Genomic DNA, 22,080 nt, shown 5'->3' on the forward strand with positions numbered 1-22,080 from the left:
TGCGGGCGTACGGAGTACTTGCCTACCGAGAACTGCCCTGTTCGGCGGGGGAGGCCACGTAATCCCGCCAGATCCGGACGGGGAAGACGTTCCCGTGCTGCGAACTGGCCCCGCCCACACCCGACATGGGCATCAGCCGTGCCTTGCCGGAGCTGGTCCGGAACATCGTCACGGCGGTCGACAGCTGCTCGGTGGTCGCGGTGAACCAGGCCGACCGGAGGCGGTCCTGGTCGCCGGTGCGCCCGGCGGTGATGGGGCGACGGACGGCGGATGCGCCCACGCCCCGCATCGCGTCCGCGACCTCGTCGGCCACATCCGGGTCCAACGCGCGCCGTGCGCCCGGCCGTTCGAGCCCGCCGACGGACGCGTCGTCCTTGACGACCTTGGTCACCGAGTAAGGGTCGTGCCGCAGGCCGCGGTTGGCGAAGGTGCTGTAGGCACCGGCCATGCGGATCGCGCTGGGGGTCGACGTACCGACGGGGAAGGTCTCCTCCAGGCGCGCCATGCTGCCTTCGAGCAGCCCGGAGGCGACGGCGGTGCGCCGCACCCGCTCCAGGCCGACGTCCTTGCCGAGGCGTACGTAGGTGGCGTTGCCGCCTTTCGCCAGGGCCTGGCGCAGGGTGGGGTGAGCGGAGTCCGGCTTCTCCGCGGAGCCGTGCCCCGGGGCGGGCGGGGAACCGTTCCCGACCGTGGGCGCGGCCGATTCCCGCAGGAGACCTTCGTCGTCGTAGAAGCTCCCGGCCGACACGGGCTGCCACCGAGTGGCGCGCCCGCCCGACGACCCGGCCGACGTACGGATGCCGTGCTGCAGGGCGGAGGCGAGCACGAAGGGCTTGAAGGCGGAGCCGACGGGGACGCCGGAGGTGTCGGCGTTGTTGGTGAAGTGCCGGGTGGCGTCGGCTCCTCCGTACAGCGCGACGATGGCGCCGTCGGACGGACGCACGGATGCGGCACCCACCTGCACGCCCTTGTCGGCGGGGCGCTTCTTCGGATCGATGTCGCGGTCGATGACGCGCTCGACCGCGGCCTTCATGCGCCGCACCTTGTCCTTGTCGAAGGTGGTGTGGATCTTGTAGCCGCCGCGGGCCAGGTCTTTGTCGGTGAGCGTGGTGTGCTGCTTGATGTACTTGTTCGCGACGTCGACGAGATAGCCGGTCTGCCCGCTGAGGCTGGTGGACCGTGACTCCTTGTGCGGCTCGGGAAATGCCGTGAACTTCGCACGCTCCTCGGCCTTCATGAGCCCGGCCTTCACCTGCCGGTCGAGGATCCATGCCCAACGGGCCCTGGCACGCTGGTGGTTGGCGCGCCCGACGGAGGGATCGTACTGCTCGGCGCCCTTGAGCAGGGCGGCGAGGGCTGCGCCCTGGCTGGGGTTCAACTGGCGTGCGGGGATGCCGTAGTAGGCGTGGGCGGCGGCCTCGATCCCATAGGCACCGCGCCCGAACCAACTGGTGTTGAGATACCCCTGAAGGATCTCCCGCTTGCTCTTCTTCCGGTCCACCTTCAACGCGATGACGAACTCCTTGACCTTGCGCGTCACCGTCTGGTCCTGGGAGAGGTAGGTGTTCTTCACGTACTGCTGCGTGATGGTCGAACCTCCCTGTGTTTCCTGGCCGCGGACCATGCTGACGGCGGCGCGGGCGAGGCCCTTGGGCGAGACGCCGGAGTCGCTGTAGAAGGTGTCGTTCTCGGCGGCGATGACGGCGTTCTCGACGGCATCGGGGATTTCCGAGAGCCGTACGTTCTGCCGGTTCACGTCACCGGTGCTCACCATCTGGGTGCCGTCGGCCCAGTAGTAGACGTTGGCCTCGCGCTGGGCGGTCACGTTCTCGTCGGGGATGTCTACGGAGGCGTACACGATGGCGAAAAGGACGGCGAGGGTGGAGAGGGCGAAGGTGAGGGAACCGAGACACTGCCGCCAGGAGGGCAGCCAGCGGCGGGCGCCGCGTCTGCCCTGGCGTGGGTAGTCGACGAGGCGTCGGCGGCCGGACTCGCGGGTGGCCTCGGGGCCGGACTTTCGGGCGGACTTGCGGGCGGCGCGGGGGTGTTCGGCGGGCTTGCGTCGTCGCGGCGCGGGCTTTCCCTGAGTGTGTGTCCCCATGGTGGAGGAGAGGCGGGGACGGGGGCGGGGGGTTGGCCGGAGACGTATTAGGGGGACGTAACAGTGGCAAAGGGGGAGCGGGTCCGTGGATGGCAGGGCCAGGCCGTGGCCGCTCCCCTGAGCCACGGCCTGCCCGCCTCAACCATGGGCCGACCATGCGGGAGTGTGTCGGCCTTATGGGAGTCCGGGACTCTCGGGTACCCGGGGTGGGGCTGTCGACACAGGTTGAATGCGGGAGGACTCAGGACGCAGGGCTCAGGCTCAGGGCCCAGGGCCACGGGAAGCTTGGACAGTCGGACGGGAAGCCTGGACGGTCGGACGGGAAGCCTGGACGGTCGGCCGAGGCGGAGTGGGAGAGCGCGGGCTAGCGTCCTTCTCGGCAGGAAACACCAGTGAGGGGAAGGGCCCGATGGACCAGCGAACGTCCGACCGCAACGCCGGCACGACCACCGAGTTCGAGAGGGACGTCGTCAAGCTGTTGCTGGAGACGATGGGCAAGGTGGCCAAGGAGGGGCGTGAGGACGTCGGTACGGAGAGCGTGCTGAACGCGCTCGTGTCGGGCGACTGGGCCGCGGGTAACGCCATCGCCCCCGGCGTGAGGGCCTCCGGCTCGCTCGGCGCCTCGATCGGGCACCGGGGGACATCCGTGTGGGTCAGTGGCGACGCGGGTGACGGCGCGGTGGGAACTGCGGACGACGAGCGGGAGATCGACGCCCTCTGGCGTGAGGTGCGGTACGACGAGGCCAAGAGGCTGCGCTGGAAGAACCGTAAGAAGAAGAGGGAGGAAGAGGCGGCGGGGCGGCCCCCGGGCGCCCTTGAACTCCCGCCGATGACCGGCGCGTTGAGGACCTGCCTGCGCAAGTCGCTGGAGGCCGCACGGGAGGAGGGTGCCGTTTCGGTACGCGTCAGCCACGTGGCGCGGGCCCTTGTCGTGCTGCCCGATACGCGTGCCCGTGAGGCTCTGGTGGTGGAGAAGCTGGACGTCACGGCTGCCTCGACCGCGCTCGACGCGTTGCGGGGAAGCGATGAAGTGCCGGAGCCCGGCACGGTGTTGGTGCTGCGCAAGGCGGGGACGTTCGGGAAGAGCGGCAATCCGCTGACCCGGAAGTTCACCTCCTGGATCTTCGGGGGCGGCGCTGGGTTCGGCTCTGCGGTCGTGGGCGTGGTGCGCTCGGAGGCACAGCGAGTGGCGGTGCGACGCGGGACGCCGGAGCGGGAGCCCATCGATGCGGTGCTCGGCATCCTGGCCCTGGAGCGGTCGTTGGCCGTCGCGGGGCGTGAGCTGCCCGAGAAGCTGGCGGCGGCGAACCAGGGGGCGGAGTTGCTGCGCCGACACGGCGCGCGATTGGACGCTCTCGCCCGACTGCTGCTTCCCTCTACGGGGTCCGCCGAGGTCGGGGAGGGGGAGCCCCCGGAGTTCGACGGCGGCGCGGACTACGAGCGGCGGCTCCTGCACGTCACGCAGCTCACCGCTTCCGCTCAGGACTCGCCCACGGTCGGTACGACCCACCTGCTGGCCGCCCTGCTGGACGAGACCGGGACGGACGCGGAGACCGCGGCGGAGATCGCGCGGGTGCTGACCGAGGCCGGGGTGGACGTCGCGGGGCTGCGGGCGGAGCCGGAGCTCCGGGTGCCGGGTGGGGCGGCAGAGGCGGCTTGAGGCTGCAGCAGTAGCCCAATGTGCTTGACAGAAAACGCCGTTGAGAGCGGCACCCACACGGAGGAAGACATGAGCCCGGCAGTGCGACCGTGGAGGCGGATGTGCCGCGAGGCCGCCGCGATTCGGGATGCGGTGCGCGGCGCGCCCCGGCGGACGGTCGTCACCGAGTCCGTACTCACCGGCGTGGTCCTGCTGTTCACGCTGGCGCCGTTTCCGCTGATCCCCCCTGCCCACCCGGTGCCGGCGGCCCTCCTGGGGGTGTGGGCGGCGCTGCTCGTGCCCGCGCGGCGGAGGTATCCGTCCCTCACGGTGCTGTGCTGCGTGCCGGTGATCGCCGGGGACAACGTGTGGGCGGCGGTCGTGGTGCCCGCCGTCGTGTGGTCCGCCGCGCGCCGCATCACGCCCGCACGGCGCGCCTGGGCGGTGGTCGGGACGATCGGGGCGTGCGGTGTCGGAGCCGTGGTCGTGTCGATCGCCGCGCAATCCCTCGGCGGGCTCCCGAAGACGCCGTACCTGGCCGCGGGCGTCGGCGTGGTCGCGCTGTTCATCCTGCTGCCCGCGCTGTCCGGCCTGATGCTGGGCCGTCGCCGTCCGCTGTCCGGGCTGCTGCGGGAACGCAACGCGTACCTCGAACAGGCCCGCTTCCTCACCGAGGAGGCGGCCCGCATGGAGGAACGGGCGCGCATCGCCGCCGAGATGCACGATCTGCTCGGCCACCGCATCGGCCTCATCTCGGTGCACGCCGGAGCCCTCCAGCTCGCCGCCGAACGGCAGGCACCCCCGCTGGCCCCCCAGGCCGAACTCCTGCGCACCACCGCCGGAACGGCCATGGACGAACTGCGCGGCATCCTCGGCGTCCTGCGTCATCACTCCGGCGAGGAGACCGCCGAGCGGGGGACCCGCGAGGATCTCGCGGCCCTGGTCGCGGATTCCCGGAGCGCGGGGGCCGACGCCGAACTGCACTGGAACGCGAGCGCGACCGTGGTGGCGGACGCGGACGCACGCACTCGGCAGGCCATCCACCGTGTCACCCGCGAAGGGCTCGCCAACGCGTTGAAGCACGCGTCCGGCGCTCCTGTCCGTGTGATGGTCCACGACGAGGGGGGCATGGTGGTGGTCGCGGTCGTCAACGACGCTCCTCCAACGCCCGGTTCACCCGGGGGCGGCAACCGCAGCGGACTGGTCGGCCTCCAGGAGAGGATCGGCCTGCTCGGCGGAACGCTCGACGCGGGGCCGCGCCCGGAGGGCGGTTTCGTGCTCGCCGCCCGGATACCGGCCCGGCCCGACGTGCCGCCGGTGTACGCCACTTCGTCCGGGCCGGTGGTGTCCTCCGGCGGGGCGGGCTCCCGGGGCTCCCGGCCCCCGCTGTCCACGGAGGTGCTCACGTGGCCCCGACTCCTGGGCGGGGGCTGTGCGGCGATGCTGGTGCTGTTGCCGACGGTCGGCGGGACCGTCGTCCTGCTGATCATGGCGGTCCTACACTGAACCGATGATCCGAGTGCTGATCGCCGACGACGAAGCGCTGATGCGCACCGGGATCCGGCTGATCCTGGAGAACGACGACGAGGTCGTGGTCGCGGCCGAGGCGCAGGACGTCCGCGAGGCCGTCGAAGCCTGCCGCACCCACCCCGTCGACGTCGCCCTCCTCGACATCCGCATGCCCGGCGACGGCATCGCCGGCGCCGCGGAGATCCTCCGCCACTCGCCCCGCACCCGGGTGGTGATGCTGACGTCCTTCGGCGAGGAACCGAGCGTCACCCGCGCCCTGCGCGCCGGAGCCCACGGCTACCTCCTCAAGGACATCGGCCCCCGTGACCTCATCGACGCCGTACGCCGCGCCGCCGCCGGAGAGCCCGTCCTCGCCCCGCAGGTCACCCGCCAACTCGTCGACTTCCGGACCAGGTCGGGCGACGGCAGCGAGGCCGCGGCACGCCGGACAGCGGACCTGACCCCGACTGAACGGGACGTACTCCGGCTCCTGGGCACCGGCCTGTCCAACGCCGAGATCGCCGCACGACTCCACCTGAGCTCCGGCACGGTGAAGGCCCACATCAGCAGCATCCTCACGCGTACCGCCTGCACGAACCGCGTCCAGGCGGCGGTCCTTGCGCAACAGGCGGGGCTGCACGATCGCGACTGACGCGGTCATCCGCGGCTCCGAGCTGCACCGGACGAGCCGTGACCCTGGCCCTGGAGGGCCGGCAGAGGGCCGCGCACGAGCTGGGTGCGTCGCTCGTCGCCGGCTCCCATAGCGCGGAAGTTCCTTCCCACCTCGGTGAGGGTCAGCCGGTCAGCCCGCGGTTGGGGCCGCCTCGAAGCTGAGCCACGACCTCGAGCCGCGGAACATCCACCGCTCATCCACTCGCGTCGATCTGGATGCCAGAAGGGGGCCACCGCCGGAAAACCGGAGGAGGATGGTCCCAGAGATCAGAAGGTGCGTCGTCCCAATCATTCGTACGCTTGAAGTCGGTCCACCCATGGGCGAGGACCAGCCGGCGGCAGTTGGCACATCGATAGGCTTCGAATCCCACGTTGAGACGGCTGTCCTGATCGGGGACCACTTCGGCACCGCCGACCGGTCTCATGTGAGCCAGCCGTCCGCACCACCCGCATGTCGTGCTCGCCATAGTCGGAGACTGGTGCGCAACGCCCCGATGGGCATGAGATTTGTGACCGTTGCGCTCGCGGACCAGAGCAAGCCGCAGGGCAGGCCCGTGCCGACGGCTTCGGAGCCCTCAGCTTGGGAAGCTGCGATGATCTAGGGATGATTGGTCGCTGAGCTGGCCAAACAAAGGAATCACGGTTCACGTTGGTGTGGTGGCGAAACCGTGATTCCCCGTGGCTCCCCTCCCGATCTGGTGCGACTGTGGTGCGGGGCGACGCTGCTCGTGTTGGCCTTCTGATGGTCTTGGCGCCCTGGTGGGTGAGGCTGTCTACTGCCCGCGTCGAGCCCCGGGGAGGCCAGGAGGTGTCTGGACATCAGCGTTGACTTGGCCTCCCAAGGTCATGACGTTGAGGGTTGCAGAGTTTTCGTTGGCGATTGCGCTCTCAACGCGAGCGACGAGCGTGGTGAACGCTTCATCCTCTGAGAGCTTTTTGTACGGGCCGACCTTGGTTTCGAAGTAGATCCGCTCGTGACCGAGGAGTTGTTCGGTCGATCTGTAGTTCTTCCACTGCTCGCGGTAGCGGTACACGCTCTCCAGCGAGACGGAGCCGACTACAACCAAGCTCAGCACTGTGGCGGTGAGCTTCGCGAACGACAGATCGAGATTGACTAACACGGGAACCAGTGCGCCTCCGACTACGGAGACTGTGCGCATCCGAAGGTGCATAGCCTTTGTCTTGACAGCCTTCTTGTCGTACCACGCTTGGTACTGAGACAGCCGGTCCTCCACGTAGTCCTGTGCAGAAGCAACAGGACTGGAGGTTGAGGGGTGAGTCTCAAGTGACTGATTGTCATTGGTCCCTGGCATGCGGGGAGTACATCGGCGGTGGCCTGGTGTAGTCAACTCTTCGGTGACGCTCGATCTCGACCGTTCGCCGCTGTTGGTGTCAGCGGCTGGTGTCGTGAGAGGAACGGGGGCTTGCCAGTCGTTCCAGGATGGGCCGTGATCCCTGAAGTGGGGACGAGCTACCGATTACTCCAGCTTCCGCGAGGACAATGAGCGTCAGCTTTGCACCGACACCCCCGATGGTGTTCGAGATCATGCCCACCACCACCTCTCGGATCTTCAACTTACTTGTGTGCTGCCGCGCTTTGGCCACCTTGGGCTCGATCACCCGCGTGATCAGCTGCTTGGTTCCCCACGCCAGGATCACGCCGACGATGAGGTAGATCGCCATTACCTTGCAGTCAAGCACCCACGGAAGCCCCAGGTTCGAACTGAGGCTTCCCCCTTTCAGGGATCACGGATGTATCCAGCGTACGTGGCGTCGCTGAGGCACGCGGTCGGTGGAGCGGCTGCCTAAAGTCGTGGAGCCGACCGGCCCCAGTCACAGACGTTTGAACCTTGGAACCCCTCAGGCCAGACTTTCTAGGCCGAGCTTCGCCAGCCGCGACCGAATGGCGCTGGGCTTCCGGCCGAACTGCTCCCCAAGGGTGTCGAAGTCACGTTCCCCTTGCTGGTAGAGCGCAAGGAGCTGCGCGTCGTCCTCCGGCGTCCATGGATGCCCCATCCGCGGGTAGTGAGCGCGTAGTTCTTCCGGCGACTCGCGCTTCCTGCTGGCATCGCCGTGAGGGCAGACAGACTCGATGATATTGAGCGGGAACTCTCCGACGTGAGTACCTGCGAGCCAGAGGTTCAGGTTGCCGTCATCGAACGTGATCCGGTCGGCCTGGATGGTGACTGCTCGCCGAAGCACGTCGCTGTCGTCCGGGTCTTCGTGAAAGTCGGTGAACGTGAGACGGAACGCTGCGCGCACGGTGAATTCCCCCATGGGCCTCATCCTGGCGCGTTCAGCGGGTACGCGGAAGATCAGTTCTCGCCCTTGCCCGGCGGCGCGCGCCCGCGCCGTGCGCGGGCCTTGATGAAGTAGGGAAAGTTCCACCGCGCCGTGACCCCGACGAACCGGTGCGGGGTGTCGGCAGTCAGTCCCCTCGGCTGCGGTGCAATTCATGCCCTCTGCACTGGACACGCCCCAAGGAGCGTCCGAGCTCGCCGAGTCCCTGTTGCCGTCGCTCGGGAACCGCTGGCTGCACACGCAAGCCGTCGCCGCCCGTGCTCAGGAGGCTTCAGCAGCAGTGCCCGAGGGTGAACGTGACCTCCTTGTCGCCGCGGCCTGGCTGCATGACATCGGCTACGCCCAGGAGTTGAAGGAGACCGGGTTCCATCCACTCGATGGGGCTCGCCACTTGGAGAAGTCGGGTGCGCCGGCGCGACTCGTGCGGCTGGTCGCCCATCACTCTGGCGCCGTCTATAAGGCAGAACAGCGGGGACCGTCCGCAGAGTTGGCCGTCCACGAGGGAGAGGATTCACCGCTCCTGGACGCTCTGATCTACGCCGACATGACCACCGGCCCCGCCGGACAGTCCTTCGACTTCGACCGTCGCATGGATGAGATCTTGGAACGGTACGAGCCCGGCAGTGCAGTTCACACCGCGATCACGAAGGCACGCTCGTACCTCGGTGCTGCTGTCGAGCGGACGCGTGCCCGCCTCGGCGAGTGATCAACCGATGTAGGGCTCTTGCCCACCGGCTAGGCCGTGATCGATCCGCATGCGCATGGACGGGTGGATGTTCAGCTCGTCCAACTTGGTCGGCTCGACGAATGCGACTTCCTTGCTCTCGCTGCTCGTACGGAGTGAGCCCCCGGTGATCCGGGCCGTGAAGCAGATCGAGAACTGCTGCCGTACCTCGCCGTCGTCGTACGCCATGACGTGAGTCGGGTTCGTGTAGAGCCCACCAGGCCGGTCACCTCGACGTCGAAGCCCGTCTCTTCCTTCGTCTCGCGCACCGCGGCATTCGCAACAGACTCGCCGACGTCGACTCCGCCGCCGGGCAGTGCCCACAGGTCGTTGTCGGTCTTGTGGATGAGTAGGACCTGTCCCGCCTCGTTGAGCGCGACGGTTGTCACTGACGGGACGATGCTGTTTGCCTTGGGAGCGTTCGGGTCGTTGACGTAGTCGACACGGGCCATGACTCCAGCGTCGCACGTCCGCCGGCGGTTGTGGCCAGTGCCGCATCAGCCAACGTTCGCCCTGGTGCGATATCTGTCCCCACCCGTCGACCGGTAGGCGTCAACTGCGATGGTTGGGGGATGAACGGTGACTTCTTGGTCCGGCACCATCACCAGTTGACCGCGTGGCTGAGGGATGGAGACGCAGAAAGCCTCGACGCATTCCTGGGCGCGCACCACGACGCCTTCGTACTCGTGACGACAGATGGTGTGATCCTCGACCTTGAGACGCTGCGAGGATCCCTGCGTAGTGCGGGCGGCAGCCAGCCTGGATTGTCGATCGAGGTCGAGGAGATCACCAGCGTCACCCCCGAGGTGTACCGGTTCCTGGAGCGCCACAGCGTGGGCGGCGCTGTCGTGGGCGTGCGGGTGGTGACGGCCGTGATGGGCGACGGGTTGCTGCTCAGTGTGCAGGAGACTGCCCGCCGGTAAGGGCAAACGTTGCCTGATGCGGCTCTAGACGGCGTTCGCTCGATCCCATGCGTAGTCGAAGCTCTTCATGTAGTGCCGGAAGCTGCGGGCGCCTGGGAGGTAGCGGAAGTGCAGGACCGGCTCCTCAGGAAGAGGCGACCCGGTCGCCCGTGACCGCCCGCGTTGATGTCAGAAGTAGATGTCAAAGGCCCCGGACCAAGATCGGTCCGGGGCCTTTTCGCTTGTGCCCCCGGCAGGATTCGAACCTGCGACACCCGCTTTAGGAGAGCGGTGCTCTATCCCCTGAGCTACGAAGGCGTACTGGTGCCGCCACGGATGGCGGTTCCAGACAGGGTAGCGGATCGGGGTGGGGCGGCGGTGTCTGGGCGGGGGGTGGGGGAGTCAGGCGGGTGGGGTCCAGGGGCCGAGCCAGTCGGCGATTTCCTGGTCCGCGGCCTGGGCGGCGGTCAGGTGGGGGCGGTCTTCGCTCTCCGTGCCCGAACCCGCGCCCGTGTTCTCGTACTCCGCGAAGCGGTCGTCCTTCCAGGGGAAGCCGCCCATGTCCGACCACGGAGCGGTACGGATGGCGCCGCTCAGGGTGGTGTCGCGGATCGTGGTCTGCGGGTCGAGGCTCGCGTCGCCGCCCGCGTGCCAGTTGCGTCCCAGGTGGAAGCTGCGCGCGGACACGTCGCCGGTGATCGTGCTGTTCGTGATCAGGAAGCCCTTGCGGTCGGCGGGGGTGCTCGGTGCCGTCACGTAGCCCTGTGACGTGCCGTCCCAGCGCTTCTTGAGCGTGATCACCGAGCGGTCCACCACTGCTGTTGCCCTGCCGAAGATGAAGTCCGTGTTCCCGATGATGTACGAGTTCTTGATGTATGCCCGGCCCTGTTTGTCCTTCGCCGCCGTGTCCAGGAGGAGCGTGTCCTGGTCTCCCTCGATGATCACGCCGTCCAGGTACGCCTTGTCGGCCGCCGTGCGCAGGGCCACCGCCTGGTGTCCTGCCATGTCCTGGTTCGCCTTCTCGTCGAAGTCGTTGGAGATCGTCAGGTTCCTGGCCCGGAACTCGTCCGCCTCCGCGGCCACCGTCGCGCTGCCCGATGTGCCGTAGGTGCCGGAGCCGTCCGGCTTCTGCGTGCCGGCGGCGTTGTCGTACACGATCACAACGTCCTTGCGGCTGCCGCCCGTGCCCTGGAGCGTGATGTGCGGCTTGGTCGCCGGGATCTTCACCGTTTCCCGGTACGTGCCCGGTGCGATGGAGACGGTGACCCGCGAGGAGTTGTTCGGCGGTACCGCGTCGATCGCCGACTGGACCGTCTTGTACCGGGCGCTGCCGTCCTTCGCCACCGTGAGGACGTCGTCCGCCGAGCCCTTCGCCACTGCCGCACGTGGGCCCGCCCCCGCCTTCACCTTCGCCGGGACCTCCGTCCCCTCGTCGAGCTCGTACGCGTAGAAGCTCTTCGGGTCGAACGCCGTGCCGCCGCTCTCGTTGCGCCCGCTCGTCCCTGCGAAGACATTTCCGCGCTGCACCACCGAGGCCGAACTGTCCTTCGTCACCGGGTTGTTGATGCCCTCGAAGTAGCTGTTCTCCAGGAGCATCTTCGTCTTGCCGCGCGAGTAGTTCCCGTACGACGACGTGATGTCCGTGCCCGCGACGTCCTGGAGGTAGTTGTTGTAGAGGTGCGCGTGGGCCACGTTGTCGGTCGACGGGTTGCGCTGTTCCGTCTCACGGATCCAGTTGTGGTGGATCGTGATGTCGGCCGTGGTGTTCTCGGTCCAGCCGATGCCGAACGTCTTGTTGTTGTCGCTGAGTTTGTTCCAGGACACCGTCAGGTAGGTGGTGTCCTTGCGGCTGTCTATCAGGCCGTCCGCCATGTGCCGCAGGTCGTTGTGGTCGATCCAGACGTGGTGCGCGCCGTCCATCTGTACGGCGTCGAAGTCGTGCTCCTTGTCGTTCCACGTGCCCGCGTAGGAGTCCCGGATCGTGAGGTTCCGGAGGATCACGTTGTGCACGCCCTGGCCCAGGAAGAAGCCGCCCCCGACGATCTGGCCCGAGGTGCCGGAGCCCACGATCGTCTTGTCGGACGCGACCTTGATCTCCTTGCCCTTGGGGTCCATCGTGATCGTCGCGGCGACGACGATGACGTACGGCTCGGAGGCCGTCGCGTACTTCTCCAGGTCGGCGAGTGTCTTGACGGTGACCGTCTTTCCTTCGCGGCCGCCGTAAGTTCCGTTCTGACCCAGTGCGTTGACCGATGCGAAGCCGTCGGCGATGTCGTCGGCGATGTCGTCGGCGGCGTCAGCGGCCCACGTCGCGGTACTCGCCGCCGACGCCCTCGGCTGTGCGTCCTCGCCGAAGATCCCGAACGTCGTGCCGTACGCGAGACCCGCCGCGGCCACCATGGCGACCGGGACGCCGACCCTCAGGCCCAGTCGCCCCCTGCGGTGCCGCGCCCCGCGATCGTGCTGCTTGATCTCTGACATGTGCTTCATCCGCCCTGGCAGTCGTGGGTGTGCGTTGCGCAGGGCAGTCGCCACCACCGGGCGGATTGGTTGCCGGAGCCGTCGGAGGCGCCGGACCCGCAGGGTCAGTCCGAGCCGGCCGTCGCGGCCCCGTCCCGCTCCGCGAGATCCGCGTCGATCGCCGTCCGCAGCTCCGCGAGCAACGTCTCGAACCTCTCGATGAGTTCGGGCGGGTACTTGGCCATCGCCGCGTCCATCCGCACCGCGAGCGGCGTGAAGAACTCGTCGGCGCGCTCCCGGATGTCCTGGCGGCTGCGCAGCGTGACCACGCGGCGGTCGGCGTGCTCGCGGGTGCGGACGATGTGGCCCGCGCCTTCGAGGCGGTTCAGGAGCGCGGTCGTGGCGCCCGATGAGAGCAGGATGCGCTTGCTGAGGCGGGCCGGGGAGAGCGGTGTGCCGCGGTCCTCCGCGGTGACGATCTCCAGGAGGGCGTCCGCGTCCGTGGAGTGCAGGCCGAGCCAGATGGCGAAGCGGCGACTGAGCTCGTTGTAGCGCTCGCCGTAGCCCCTGAGTCCGTCCATGAGGCGCTCGCGCTGCGCCGTCACCTCGCCGGGTGTCGGTTCCGCCGTCGGTTCCGCCGTCGGTTCTTCCGTCGGTCCCGCCGCCGGTTCATCCGTCGCCACCGCGCCCGCCTTCTCTCCCTGCACCTGCCGCACCTGCCGCCTTCGCCGTTCGCGCTCGTGCTTTGACAACTTACCGGCCCGATATTACCTTCACCATCAAATTACTTCACCATGGAGGTATCTCGTGTGCGATCCGTCCCCCGCCCGTCGTGACCCGTCCCCCGCCCGCCGATGGCTCGGCCTCCTCGCCATCGCCCTCGGAGTCGCCCTGATCGTCGTGGACACCACGATCGTGAACGTGATCGTCCCCTCGGTCATCCAGGACCTGGACACCGGCTCCGCCCAGGCGCAGTGGATCCAGGAGTCGTACGCGATCGTCTTCGCCGCGCTGCTCCTGCTGACCGGGCGCCTCGCGGACATCTTCGGTGCCCGCCGGATCTTCGTCGTGGGCGTCGTCGTCTTCGGCGCGACCAGCGTGCTCGCCGGGCTCGCGCCCGGCAGCGGGCTGCTGATCCTGGCCCGCTTCCTGCAAGGCGCGGGCGCGGCGATGATCCTGCCGACCTCGCTCTCCCTCCTCAACGCGACCTTCACCGGAAAGGCGCGCGGCCAGGCCTTCGCCATCTGGGGCTCGACCATCGGCGCCGCCGCCGCGCTCGGCCCGCTGCTCGGCGGCTGGCTCGCCGAACACGTCTCGTGGCGCTGGGCGTTCGGCATCAACGTGCCGTTGTCCGTCCTCGTCGCCGCCGGGGTGCTGCTCTGCATGGCTCCCTCGCCGCGGACCAAGGGCCGGTTGGACGTGGCCGGTGCGGTGCTCTCCGCGGTGGGGCTCGGACTGCTCGCCTTCGGGCTCGTCGAAGGGCGTACGTACGGCTGGATCGTCAGTATCGAGCCGCTGGAGGTGCTCGGGGTCAGCTGGGGGAGCGGGCCGTCGCCCGTTCTCGTCGCCCTCGTGCTCTCGGCCGGCACGCTGTTCGCCTTCGTCCGGCGGCAGATCGTGCTCAGCCGGGACGAGGACTCCGCACGCGTCCTGATGGACGTACGGCTGTTCTCGATCGCCTCCTTTCGCAACGGCAACATCGCGACCCTGATCATCGGCCTCGGCGAGTTCGGCATCGTCGCGGTGCTCCCGCTGTGGCTGCAGTTCACCCTCGGCTACAGCGCCCTGGAGGCCGGGCTCGCGCTCGTGCCCATCGCGATCGGCAGCTTCGTCGCGACCGGGGCCGGCTTCCCGCTGGCGGCCAGGGTCCCGGCGCTCGGGCAGGTGCGCATCGGGCTCGCGCTGGAGGTCGCCGGGCTGGCCGGGGTCGGGTTCATCGCCGCGCCCGACAGCTCCTGGTGGGCCGTCGCGCTCATGCTCTTCGTGTACGGGATCGGCGTCGGGTTCGCCACCGCCCAGGTCACCAACGTGGTCCTCGCCGAGGTGCCGCACGAGAGCGCGGGGCAGGGATCCGGCATCCAGAGCGCCTTCCGCCAGCTCGGTTCCGCGCTCGGGATCGCCGCCCTCACCACCGTCTTCTTCACCACCCTCAGTACGCACCTGCGCGACCGGCTGAGCGATGCCGGGCTGCCGGAAGGACGCGCCGACCATCTCACCGGCGCCGTCACCGACAGCGCGGGAGCCGCCATCGGGCCCCTCGCGGACCGCCCGGAGACCGCGTCCGTCGCCGCCGCGGCACGGGCGGCGATGACCGACGGGGTCGCGCTCGGCTGCTATGTCGCCGCGGGCTTCGTCGTCCTCGGACTTGTGGCCACCTTCCTCGTGAAACCGGCCGCCACCACCGCGCACGAGGCCACGACCGCCGAGGATCAGGGCGACGTGGTCGCCCAGGTGTAGGCATGCAGCCGCAACGCGAGCTGGATCTCCAGGGAGCGCTCCGGCGACTGCCAGTCGCCGCCCAGCAAATGGCCGATCCTGTCCAGGCGTTGGACCACGGTGTTCACATGGACGTGGAGGGAGTCCTTCGCCTTGGACTGGCTCATTCCGCACGCGTAGTAGGCCCGCAGGGTGTGGATGAGTTCCGTGCCCCGCTTGGCGTCGTAGTCCACGACCGGGCCCAGCGTGCGGCGTACGTACGAGTCGAGGTTCGTGTCCTCGCCCAGGAGTACGCCCAGGAAGCCGAGGTCCGGCAGGTCCGCGCCCTGGCCCGTGTGCCCGAGCGCGCGCAGCGCGGACAGGCACCGCAGCGCCTCGGCGTGGGCCAGGGCGAGGGCCTCGGGGCCCGTGGCGGGGCCCGCCGCGCCGACCGTGACCGGGGCGCCGGCCGCCTGGGTGAGCTCCGCGGCGAGCGCGCGGGCGCGGGAGCCGGTGTCGTCGGCCGGGGTCACCAGGACCACGTGGTCGTGGTGCAGGCCGGACAGGCCGTGGTGGGTGCGGGCCGCGCGCGCCGCGGAGGAGAGCAGGAGCCGGCGCGCGGCCGTCTCGCTGTGGGCGACGAACACCGAGTGGGGTAGCCGCAGATCCACGTCAAGGCGGCGGGCCCTGGCCGTGAGGCGGCCCGGGGTGCCGGAGAGGGAGAGCAGGTCGCCGAGGAGTTCGCCGCGTACGCGGTCCTCGGCCTCGGCGGCCGAGCGGCGCAGGAGCAGCAGCAGCGCCGTGACGACCCCGGCGCGCTCGAACAGGCGGCGGTCGGCCTCGCCCAGGTCGGCGCGGTCGGTGAGGGCGATGCTGCCCAGGAGCTCCGGTCCCGCGAGGACCGCGCACACCCAGGTGCCGTCGAGGGGGACGGCCCGGCCGCTTGCGCGCGAGGCGGAGACGGCCTTGGCGGGCGTAGTACGGGGGTCGGCGGCCACGCGGGCCAGTTCCGTGCCGTCCGCGTCGTGGATGAGGGTGCCGCCGCGCAGGAGGGCGCCGATGGCCGTGGCGACCTCCGTGAAGTCACCGCCGCGCAGCACGAGATCGGTCAGGCGGTCGTGCGCGTCCTCGGCCCGGCGCAGCGCCTCGCTGTGCGCCTGGATCGTCCGCGAGGCCTCGTTCAGGTCGACGAGCGCCGCCCTGGTCTCTTCCATGAGGCGTGCGCTGTCGATGGCGATCGCCGCGTGGTCGGCGAGCGAGGACAGCAGCGCGCCCTCGTCCGGCGTGAAGGCGCGGGCGGTGCGGTCGGCGGCGTACAGGACACCGATGACGTGCGTGCCCTGCCGCAGCGGCACGCCGAGGATGGCGTGCAGGCCTTCTTCGAGTACGGCGCTGTCGATGGGGTTCGTGTGCTGGAAACGGGGGTCGACCTCGTAGTCCCCGGTGGCGTACGGGCGGGCGGTCTGGGCGACGAGGCCGCCGAGCCCCTCGCCCATGCCCAGGCGCAGATTCTGGAACGCGGCGGAGACCGAACCGTCCGTCACACGCATGTAAGTGTCGCCCGCCACCGGGTCGTTGAGGGAGAGGTACGCGACGTCCGTACGGAGCAGCAGCTTGGCGCGGTGCACGATGGCGCGGAGCACCGCGTCCAGGTCGCGAAGCGCCGCGAGGTCGCCCGCCGTGTCGAAGAGGGCGGTGAGCTCGGCCTCGCGGCGCTGGTGCTGGTTCAGGGTGCGGCGCACGCGCAGCGCGGTCTGCGTGGCCTCGTCGATCGCCGTGAGCTCGGCGCCGCTCGCGCCCGCCGCGCGGGCCGCGGCGGCGGGGCGCGCGAACTGCTCGGCGGGCGCGTCCTGGGCGAGCAGGTCGAGCAGCTCGCGCAGGGCGGCGCACGCCTGCTCCCGGCGGGCGGCGTCCGAGGAGCCGGACACGTCTGGGGAGTTGGGCATACGACGGGTCGCCTCCGGGAGCGGGTGCACGTGCTGGTGGTGCTCGTGCTGATGGAGTGCTTCAGCTTCCGATTGTCGCCGAGGCCGTCCTTGCCGCACCCTCGGACGGAGATCCCTTTTCGGCGAGCGAGCGGCCTCGCGTCTCCTTCGCCACAAGCACGGTGAGCGTCGTGATCACCACCGTCACGCAGACATACAGCGCCACCGGCGTCGCGGAGTCGAAGTCCTTGAGCAACTCCACGGCGATGATCGGCGCGAGCGCACCGCCGATGATGGACGCGAGCTGCGAGCCCATGGACGCCCCGGAGTAGCGGACCTTCGTGTCGAACATCTCGGAGATGAAGGCGGCCTGCGGCCCGTACATCGCGCCGTGCAGGAGCAGCCCGACCGTGACCGCCAGGGTGATCACGGTGAAGGACTTGCTGTCGACGAGGGCGAAGAACGCGAACGCCCACGCGGCCATGCCCACCGAGCCGATCAGGGTGACGGGCCTGCGGCCGATGCGGTCCGAGAGCGCGCCCCACAGGGGGATCGTCACGAAGTGCACGGCGGAGCCGATGAGTACGGCGTTCAGGGCGGTGCTCTTGGGCAGTTCCAGGTGCACGGTGACGTAGACCAGGACGAAGGCCGTGAGGATGTAGTACGAGACGTTCTCGCCGAGCCGGGTCCCGATGGCGGTGAGGACGCCGCGCCAGTTGTGCCGGAAGACCTCGACGACGGGCGCGTCCTGCTTGGGGGCCCCACCCGAGGCCAGAGCCGCCTCCGCCTCCGCGCGGGCCTGCGCCTCCAGGAAGAGCGGGGACTCCGAGACCGAGACCCGTATCCACAGGCCGATGATCACGAGCACGCCGGAGAGCAGGAATGGGATGCGCCAGCCCCAGGCGAGGAACGCCTCGTCGGACTGGATCGCGGCCAGGAGCGCGAGGACGCCGGTGGCCAGGAGGTTGCCGCCGGGGGCGCCCGCCTGCGGCCAGGACGCCCAGAAGCCGCGGTTCTTGTCGTCGCCGTGCTCGGAGACGATCAGGACGGCGCCGCCCCACTCGCCGCCGAGGGCGAAGCCCTGGATCAGGCGCAACACCGTGAGCAGGATCGGGGCGCCGACGCCGAGGGTGGCGTGGGTGGGCAGCAGGCCCATCGCGAAGGTGGCGCCGCCCATCATCAGCAGGCTCAGGACGAGCAGCTTCTTGCGGCCGATCTTGTCGCCGTAGTGGCCGAAGACGACACCGCCGAGAGGCCGGGCGGCGAAGCCGACCGCGTAGGTGAGGAAGGAGAGGAGCGTGCCGACCAGGGGGTCGCTGTCGGGGAAGAAGAGAGTGTTGAAGACCAGGGCGGCGGCGGAGCCGTAGAGGAAGAAGTCGTACCACTCGATGGTGGTGCCGATGAGGCTGGCGCTGATGATGCGGGCGATACCTGGCTTGCCCGGGGTCTTGCCCTGGGCACGCGGCGTTGCGGCTGCCATGGCGTGATCCGTTTCTCGATGGGGACGTTTCTCGATGGGGGCGTGGAATGGCGCTGGACGTGGAATGGCGCTGGGGAAGCGGGAGTTCAGCCGGCGGTCCAGCCGCCGTCCAGGGGGAGCGAGGCGCCGGTCATGAAGCCGGTGTGCGGGCCGCAGAGCCAGAGCGCGGCGGCGGCGACCTCCTCGGGCTCGATCAGCCGCTTGGTGGCCGAACGCTTCAGGAGTACGTCGGTGAGGACCTGCTCGGGGGCGATGCCGTGGGCGGCGGCCTGGGCGCTGATCTGGTCCTCGACCAGGGGGGTCCGGGTGTAGCCGGGGCAGAGGCAGTTGCTGGTGACGCCGTGCTCCGCGCCTTCCAGGGCGGTGACCTTGCTCAGGCCCTCCAGGGCGTGCTTGGCGGCGACGTAGGCGGACTTGAAGGGGCTGGCGCGCAGGCCGTGCACGCTGGAGATGTTCACGACGCGGCCCCAGCCCTGGGCGTACATGTGGGGCAGCGTCCGGCGCAGCAGGAGGAACGGCGCGGTGACCATGACCTTCTGGATCAGGTCGAACCGCTCCGCGGGGAACTCCTCGATGGCGGCGACGTGTTGGAGCCCGGCGCTGTTGACGAGGATGTCGACGCGCGGGGGCAGGGTGTGCAGCGCGGCCGGGTGGGCGAGGTCCACCGGGTGGGCCTCGCCGTCGATCTCGCAGGCGACGTCCTTGGCGGCGTCGGCGTGCACATCCACGACGTGGACGAAGGCGCCGGCCTGGGCCAGGGCCACGGCGCAGGCCCGGCCGATGCCGCTCGCGCCGCCGGTGACCAGGGCGGTGCGTCCGGTGAGGTCGGTTCCGGCGGGGGCGAGGCCGCGGGACACGGCGTGGGCGGCACCGCGGGGATGGGGGCTCGTCATGGCCGGAAACGTAAGGGTGCGCCGGGCGGGGATCCCATGTGTGCGGCCCACATAACCGGGGAGCGTGTCATGTGGTCGGGTGCGCCCGAACGGGTACGCATGCGGTGACCCACGTCACCCCGGGCGGCCCGAAAGCTGTGCTACCTTGCGAACAGCACGTGTGTACGCCGCCTTCTGCGGCGCCGGTGCCGATCTTCTTTTCTTCCGCCTCAGCGAGGCTCCCGCAGCTCCGTGGCTTCCGTGGTTTCTGTCATTCCGCGCAGCCCTGTGCCGCAGTTCTTCTCTCCGCCCGACATACGGGACGTGAACACACCGTCCCGCCGGGCCCCTTCATTCGCATGCCTGCGAAAGGACCCCACCATGAGTACCGCAACCATCACCCGCAACAAGACCACCACCAACACCACCAACAACACCACCACGACGAACGCCGCGGCCCCTGCCGTCGCCGCCTCCGGCATCCTCGACGTCAGTCACAACGCCAACGGCCATCTGCGTACCGGCGATTGCCTCCCCACCCCGAACGACGTACAAGTTCCCTCCGCCCTCATCCGCCGGCTCGGCCTGCGCGCGGGTGACGTGGTGCAGGGTGAGTGCGGGCGGCCCCGCACGCTCACCTCCGTCGAGCGCGTCAACGGGCACTCGGCCGAAGCCCTGCACCGGCGCGCACGCTTCGGTGACCTCACCCCGCTGCACCCCCGCGAGCGGCTGCGTCTGGAGACGCCGGGCACGGGCGGCGGCAGCATCGCCACCCGCCTGATCGACCTCGTCGCTCCTGTCGGCAAGGGGCAGCGCGGCCTCATCGTCGCGCCGCCCCGCACCGGCAAGACCGTCCTGCTCCAGCAGATCGCCGCCGCCGTCAGCGCGAACCACCCCGAGGCGCACCTCATGGTGGTCCTGCTCGACGAACGGCCCGAAGAAGTCACGGACATGAAGCGTTCCGTACGCGGCGAAGTGCTCGCCTCGACCTTCGACCGGCCCGCCAAGCAGCACATCGCCCTGGCCGAACTCGCCGTCGAGCGCGCCAAGCGGCTCACCGAGGAGGGCAAGGACGTCGTCATGCTCTTCGACTCCCTCACCCGGCTCTGCCGCGCCTACAACAACGCGGCGTCCAGTGGTGGCCGCACCCTCTCCGGAGGTGTCGACGCCGCCGCCATCCAGGGGCCCAAGCGCCTCTTCGGTGCCGCGCGGCTCGCGGAGGAGGGCGGGTCCCTGACCATGCTCGCCACCGTGCTCGTGGAGACCGGATCGCGCGCCGACGACTACTACTTCGAGGAGCTCAAGGGCACCGGCAACATGGAGCTCCGCCTCGACCGCGGCATGGCCGAGCGACGCGTCTTCCCCGCCGTCGACGTCACACCTTCTGGTACCCGCCGTGACGAACTGCTCGTGCCCGCAGACGAGTTGACCGCCGTACGCGGCCTGCGGCGCGCCCTGCACGGCAGGGACGCGCAGACCAACCTGGAGGCGCTGCTCGACCGTCTGCGCAAGACGTCGAACAACGCCGCCTTCCTGCGTCAGGTGCAGCAGACCGTGCCCGGCGCCGGTTCATCGAAGGTCAACGGCGGCTGAGCTGTGGCCTCAAGGGCGCGTGACATGCACCCGGTAGCGGCCCTCGGTGTCGATGTCCGACACCGTGATGCGCACGCCCGACTTCTTGTCCGTGAAGGTCTGGCCGGGCTCGTAGGTCGCGTCGGAGAGCTCCGCGTGGACGTTCGGCTGGCGCGTGCAGCCGCCGCTGTCCTTCGTGGAGTCGGAGACGGTGACCGGTCCCTGGCCCGTGTCGACCTCCGCGTCCACCCGGTAGACGAGCACCCCGGGCTTGCAGATCGCCTCGTCGTTGCCGCCGCGGGTGCGCACCTCGACCGCGTACCCCGTCGTCGCGCTCAGCGGCACGAAGGCGAGCTTGGTGCCGCCGTCCGTGGGCAGCGGGCTCAGCGTGTGCTCGGTGGTGCCCGCGTTCGACGCGCAGCTGATCTGGTCGTCGCCGATCCAGCCGAGCTTCCACTTGTGCCAGGCCAGCAGGTCGTTGTTGGCGCCCCAGTCCTCGCTCATGATGTCCCAGTGGCCGACCGCGCCGCCGCCCTCCTGCGTGTAGAGGTCGGGCAGGCCGAAGACGTGGCCGTTCTCGTGGGGGAGCACGCGGTAGCCGGTCTCGCGGTAGCTGCCCGAGCCGTCGTCCTGGCGGCTGTAGACGAAGGACGCGTTGGAGACCGGGACGCCGTCCGCGACGGGGGCCTCGGTGTTGCCCGCGAAGGTCACCGAGAGGACCGTGTCGAGCGCGGAAGGGCCGGCGTTCGGGGTCATGAGGATGTTCACCAGGTCGTACTCGCGGAAGTCCACTTCCGGGTCGGCCGCCGTCACGATGTCCTGGACCAGCTCCCGGTAGCCGGGATCGAAGGGTGCCCCGCGCTCTATCCCGTACTGCTTGAAGCTCTTCGGCATGCGCAGCCAGTCGGGGATCGGCGATTCCGGGCGGTAGTCGAGACGCCCGTAGGAGCTGGTGCGGAACCAGTCCGACGTCTGGGGGAAGAACTCCCCGAGGCGGTCGAGGGCGGTGCCCTCGCCGGGGGCGTCCGAGAAGTCGATCATGAGGTTCAGGGCCCGTACGGTGCCCGTGGAGCGGGAGTAGCCGGCGGGTGTCGGTACGCCCTCGGACATCTGGACCCCCATCGTGCCGTTGATCATGCACGGGCTGAGTGCCGTCGCGCGGGCCAGGGACGCGGGGCCCGCCGCCGTGGGGGACTCCTCCATCAGGCGGCCGGTGCTCGCCGATGTGGTGACCGTGAGGGCGAGGACCGCACATGTGGCGAGTGCCGCGCCACGTCGTGCTCCGCGTATCTGCCTCCAGGTCGGCTGCTGCATGCGTGGGCCTTCCCCTTGCGGCAGCCCCCGGTCCTGGCTGCACCCTTTCGATCACCCTGTGCCGGAGGGTGCGCGGGCGCTCGCTGGGTGCGACCGATCGTGGGTTTCCCGCTCAACGAGGGGCGTGACGCGGGTCACAGGAAGAAAGTCGAGCGACGGGAAATATCCGGGGACTCTCTCCCCGTTTAGACCTG

At 69.6% G+C, this 22,080-nt stretch carries 17 protein-coding genes, 1 tRNA gene and 1 pseudogene; 7 read left to right on the forward strand and 12 right to left on the reverse strand.

Annotation, left to right across the window (positions count from 1 at the left end; all coding sequences use genetic code 11):
* Nucleotides 1-22: 22 nt before the first annotated feature.
* Entirely contained in the window at nucleotides 23-2,101 is a 2,079-nt protein-coding gene (locus AC5P1C_RS08570) for a transglycosylase domain-containing protein (protein ID WP_493865081.1), read from the reverse strand.
* Between the two features lie 409 nt (nucleotides 2,102-2,510).
* Here AC5P1C_RS08570 and AC5P1C_RS08575 point away from each other — a divergent pair, with 409 nt between their 5' ends.
* The 3 genes from AC5P1C_RS08575 (at nucleotide 2,511) to AC5P1C_RS08585 (ending at nucleotide 5,901) form a co-directional block, all read left to right on the forward strand.
* Nucleotides 2,511-3,761, forward strand: a complete 1,251-nt coding sequence (locus AC5P1C_RS08575) for a hypothetical protein (protein ID WP_493865082.1) — start codon at nucleotides 2,511-2,513, stop codon at nucleotides 3,759-3,761.
* A 69-nt stretch (nucleotides 3,762-3,830) separates the two neighbouring features.
* On the forward strand, nucleotides 3,831-5,246 hold the full coding sequence (locus AC5P1C_RS08580) for a sensor histidine kinase (RefSeq protein WP_493865083.1): 1,416 nt from the start codon (nucleotides 3,831-3,833) through the stop codon (nucleotides 5,244-5,246).
* Between the two features lie 4 nt (nucleotides 5,247-5,250).
* Nucleotides 5,251-5,901 carry a response regulator gene (locus tag AC5P1C_RS08585; RefSeq protein WP_493865084.1) on the forward strand — a complete coding sequence of 217 codons (651 nt, stop codon included), beginning with the start codon at nucleotides 5,251-5,253 and terminating at the stop codon, nucleotides 5,899-5,901.
* Nucleotides 5,902-6,694: 793 nt separating this feature from the next.
* On the opposite strand, the gene AC5P1C_RS08590 is transcribed toward AC5P1C_RS08585, so the two are convergent.
* From AC5P1C_RS08590 to AC5P1C_RS08600, 3 genes are all read right to left on the reverse strand, one after another.
* Nucleotides 6,695-7,234: a DUF4231 domain-containing protein gene (locus AC5P1C_RS08590; RefSeq protein WP_493865085.1), complete on the reverse strand. Its 540-nt coding sequence runs from the start codon at nucleotides 7,232-7,234 to the stop codon at nucleotides 6,695-6,697.
* Nucleotides 7,235-7,313: 79 nt separating this feature from the next.
* The gene (locus AC5P1C_RS08595) at nucleotides 7,314-7,604 is read right to left on the reverse strand and encodes a hypothetical protein (protein ID WP_493865086.1); all 291 of its coding nucleotides are present in this window, start codon (nucleotides 7,602-7,604) and stop codon (nucleotides 7,314-7,316) included.
* Between the two features lie 177 nt (nucleotides 7,605-7,781).
* A complete protein-coding gene (locus tag AC5P1C_RS08600; protein WP_493865087.1) occupies nucleotides 7,782-8,198 on the reverse strand; it encodes an SANT/Myb-like DNA-binding domain-containing protein in 417 nt (138 codons plus the stop codon).
* A 178-nt stretch (nucleotides 8,199-8,376) separates the two neighbouring features.
* Between AC5P1C_RS08600 and AC5P1C_RS08605 the strand changes: the two genes are divergently transcribed.
* The gene (locus tag AC5P1C_RS08605) at nucleotides 8,377-8,928 is read left to right on the forward strand and encodes an HDIG domain-containing metalloprotein (RefSeq protein ID WP_493865088.1); all 552 of its coding nucleotides are present in this window, start codon (nucleotides 8,377-8,379) and stop codon (nucleotides 8,926-8,928) included.
* Here AC5P1C_RS08605 and AC5P1C_RS08610 read toward each other — a convergent pair.
* Nucleotides 8,929-9,398 (reverse strand): annotated as a pseudogene (locus AC5P1C_RS08610) (NUDIX hydrolase).
* 120 nt (nucleotides 9,399-9,518) lie between these two features.
* Between AC5P1C_RS08610 and AC5P1C_RS08615 the strand changes: the two are divergent.
* On the forward strand, nucleotides 9,519-9,869 hold the full coding sequence (locus tag AC5P1C_RS08615; RefSeq protein ID WP_493865089.1) for a nuclear transport factor 2 family protein: 351 nt from the start codon (nucleotides 9,519-9,521) through the stop codon (nucleotides 9,867-9,869).
* A 224-nt stretch (nucleotides 9,870-10,093) separates the two neighbouring features.
* Here the strand turns inward: AC5P1C_RS08615 and AC5P1C_RS08620 are convergent.
* The 3 genes from AC5P1C_RS08620 to AC5P1C_RS08630 form a co-directional block, all read right to left on the reverse strand.
* Nucleotides 10,094-10,166: transfer RNA gene (locus AC5P1C_RS08620), tRNA-Arg, on the reverse strand.
* Between the two features lie 84 nt (nucleotides 10,167-10,250).
* Nucleotides 10,251-12,329, reverse strand: coding sequence for a pectinesterase family protein (locus AC5P1C_RS08625; RefSeq protein WP_493865090.1), 2,079 nt, complete (start codon nucleotides 12,327-12,329; stop codon nucleotides 10,251-10,253).
* A 104-nt stretch (nucleotides 12,330-12,433) separates the two neighbouring features.
* The gene (locus AC5P1C_RS08630) at nucleotides 12,434-12,889 is read right to left on the reverse strand and encodes a MarR family winged helix-turn-helix transcriptional regulator (RefSeq protein WP_493865364.1); all 456 of its coding nucleotides are present in this window, start codon (nucleotides 12,887-12,889) and stop codon (nucleotides 12,434-12,436) included.
* A gap of 226 nt (nucleotides 12,890-13,115) precedes the next feature.
* Here AC5P1C_RS08630 and AC5P1C_RS08635 point away from each other — a divergent pair, with 226 nt between their 5' ends.
* Nucleotides 13,116-14,765: a DHA2 family efflux MFS transporter permease subunit gene (locus AC5P1C_RS08635; RefSeq protein WP_493865091.1), complete on the forward strand. Its 1,650-nt coding sequence runs from the start codon at nucleotides 13,116-13,118 to the stop codon at nucleotides 14,763-14,765.
* Here AC5P1C_RS08635 and AC5P1C_RS08640 read toward each other — a convergent pair.
* The 3 genes from AC5P1C_RS08640 to AC5P1C_RS08650 form a co-directional block, all read right to left on the reverse strand.
* Nucleotides 14,738-16,669 carry a helix-turn-helix domain-containing protein gene (locus AC5P1C_RS08640; RefSeq protein ID WP_493865092.1) on the reverse strand — a complete coding sequence of 644 codons (1,932 nt, stop codon included), beginning with the start codon at nucleotides 16,667-16,669 and terminating at the stop codon, nucleotides 14,738-14,740. The two genes, AC5P1C_RS08635 and AC5P1C_RS08640, sit on opposite strands and share 28 nt — an antisense overlap.
* Nucleotides 16,670-16,730: 61 nt before the next feature.
* Entirely contained in the window at nucleotides 16,731-18,128 is a 1,398-nt protein-coding gene (locus AC5P1C_RS08645) for an MFS transporter (RefSeq protein WP_493865093.1), read from the reverse strand.
* A gap of 86 nt (nucleotides 18,129-18,214) precedes the next feature.
* A complete protein-coding gene (locus AC5P1C_RS08650) occupies nucleotides 18,215-19,021 on the reverse strand; it encodes a 3-hydroxybutyrate dehydrogenase (protein WP_493865094.1) in 807 nt (268 codons plus the stop codon).
* Nucleotides 19,022-19,381: 360 nt separating this feature from the next.
* Between AC5P1C_RS08650 and rho the strand changes: the two genes are divergently transcribed.
* Nucleotides 19,382-20,593, forward strand: a complete 1,212-nt coding sequence (gene rho / locus AC5P1C_RS08655; protein WP_493865095.1) for a transcription termination factor Rho — start codon at nucleotides 19,382-19,384, stop codon at nucleotides 20,591-20,593.
* Nucleotides 20,594-20,602: 9 nt separating this feature from the next.
* Here the strand turns inward: rho and AC5P1C_RS08660 are convergent, their stop codons facing one another.
* Nucleotides 20,603-21,886 (reverse strand): M6 family metalloprotease domain-containing protein, encoded by a 1,284-nt coding sequence (locus tag AC5P1C_RS08660; protein ID WP_493865096.1) that lies wholly within the window; start codon nucleotides 21,884-21,886, stop codon nucleotides 20,603-20,605.
* Nucleotides 21,887-22,080 lie beyond the last annotated feature (194 nt).

This window comes from Streptomyces sp. A18 (assembly GCF_059026065.1).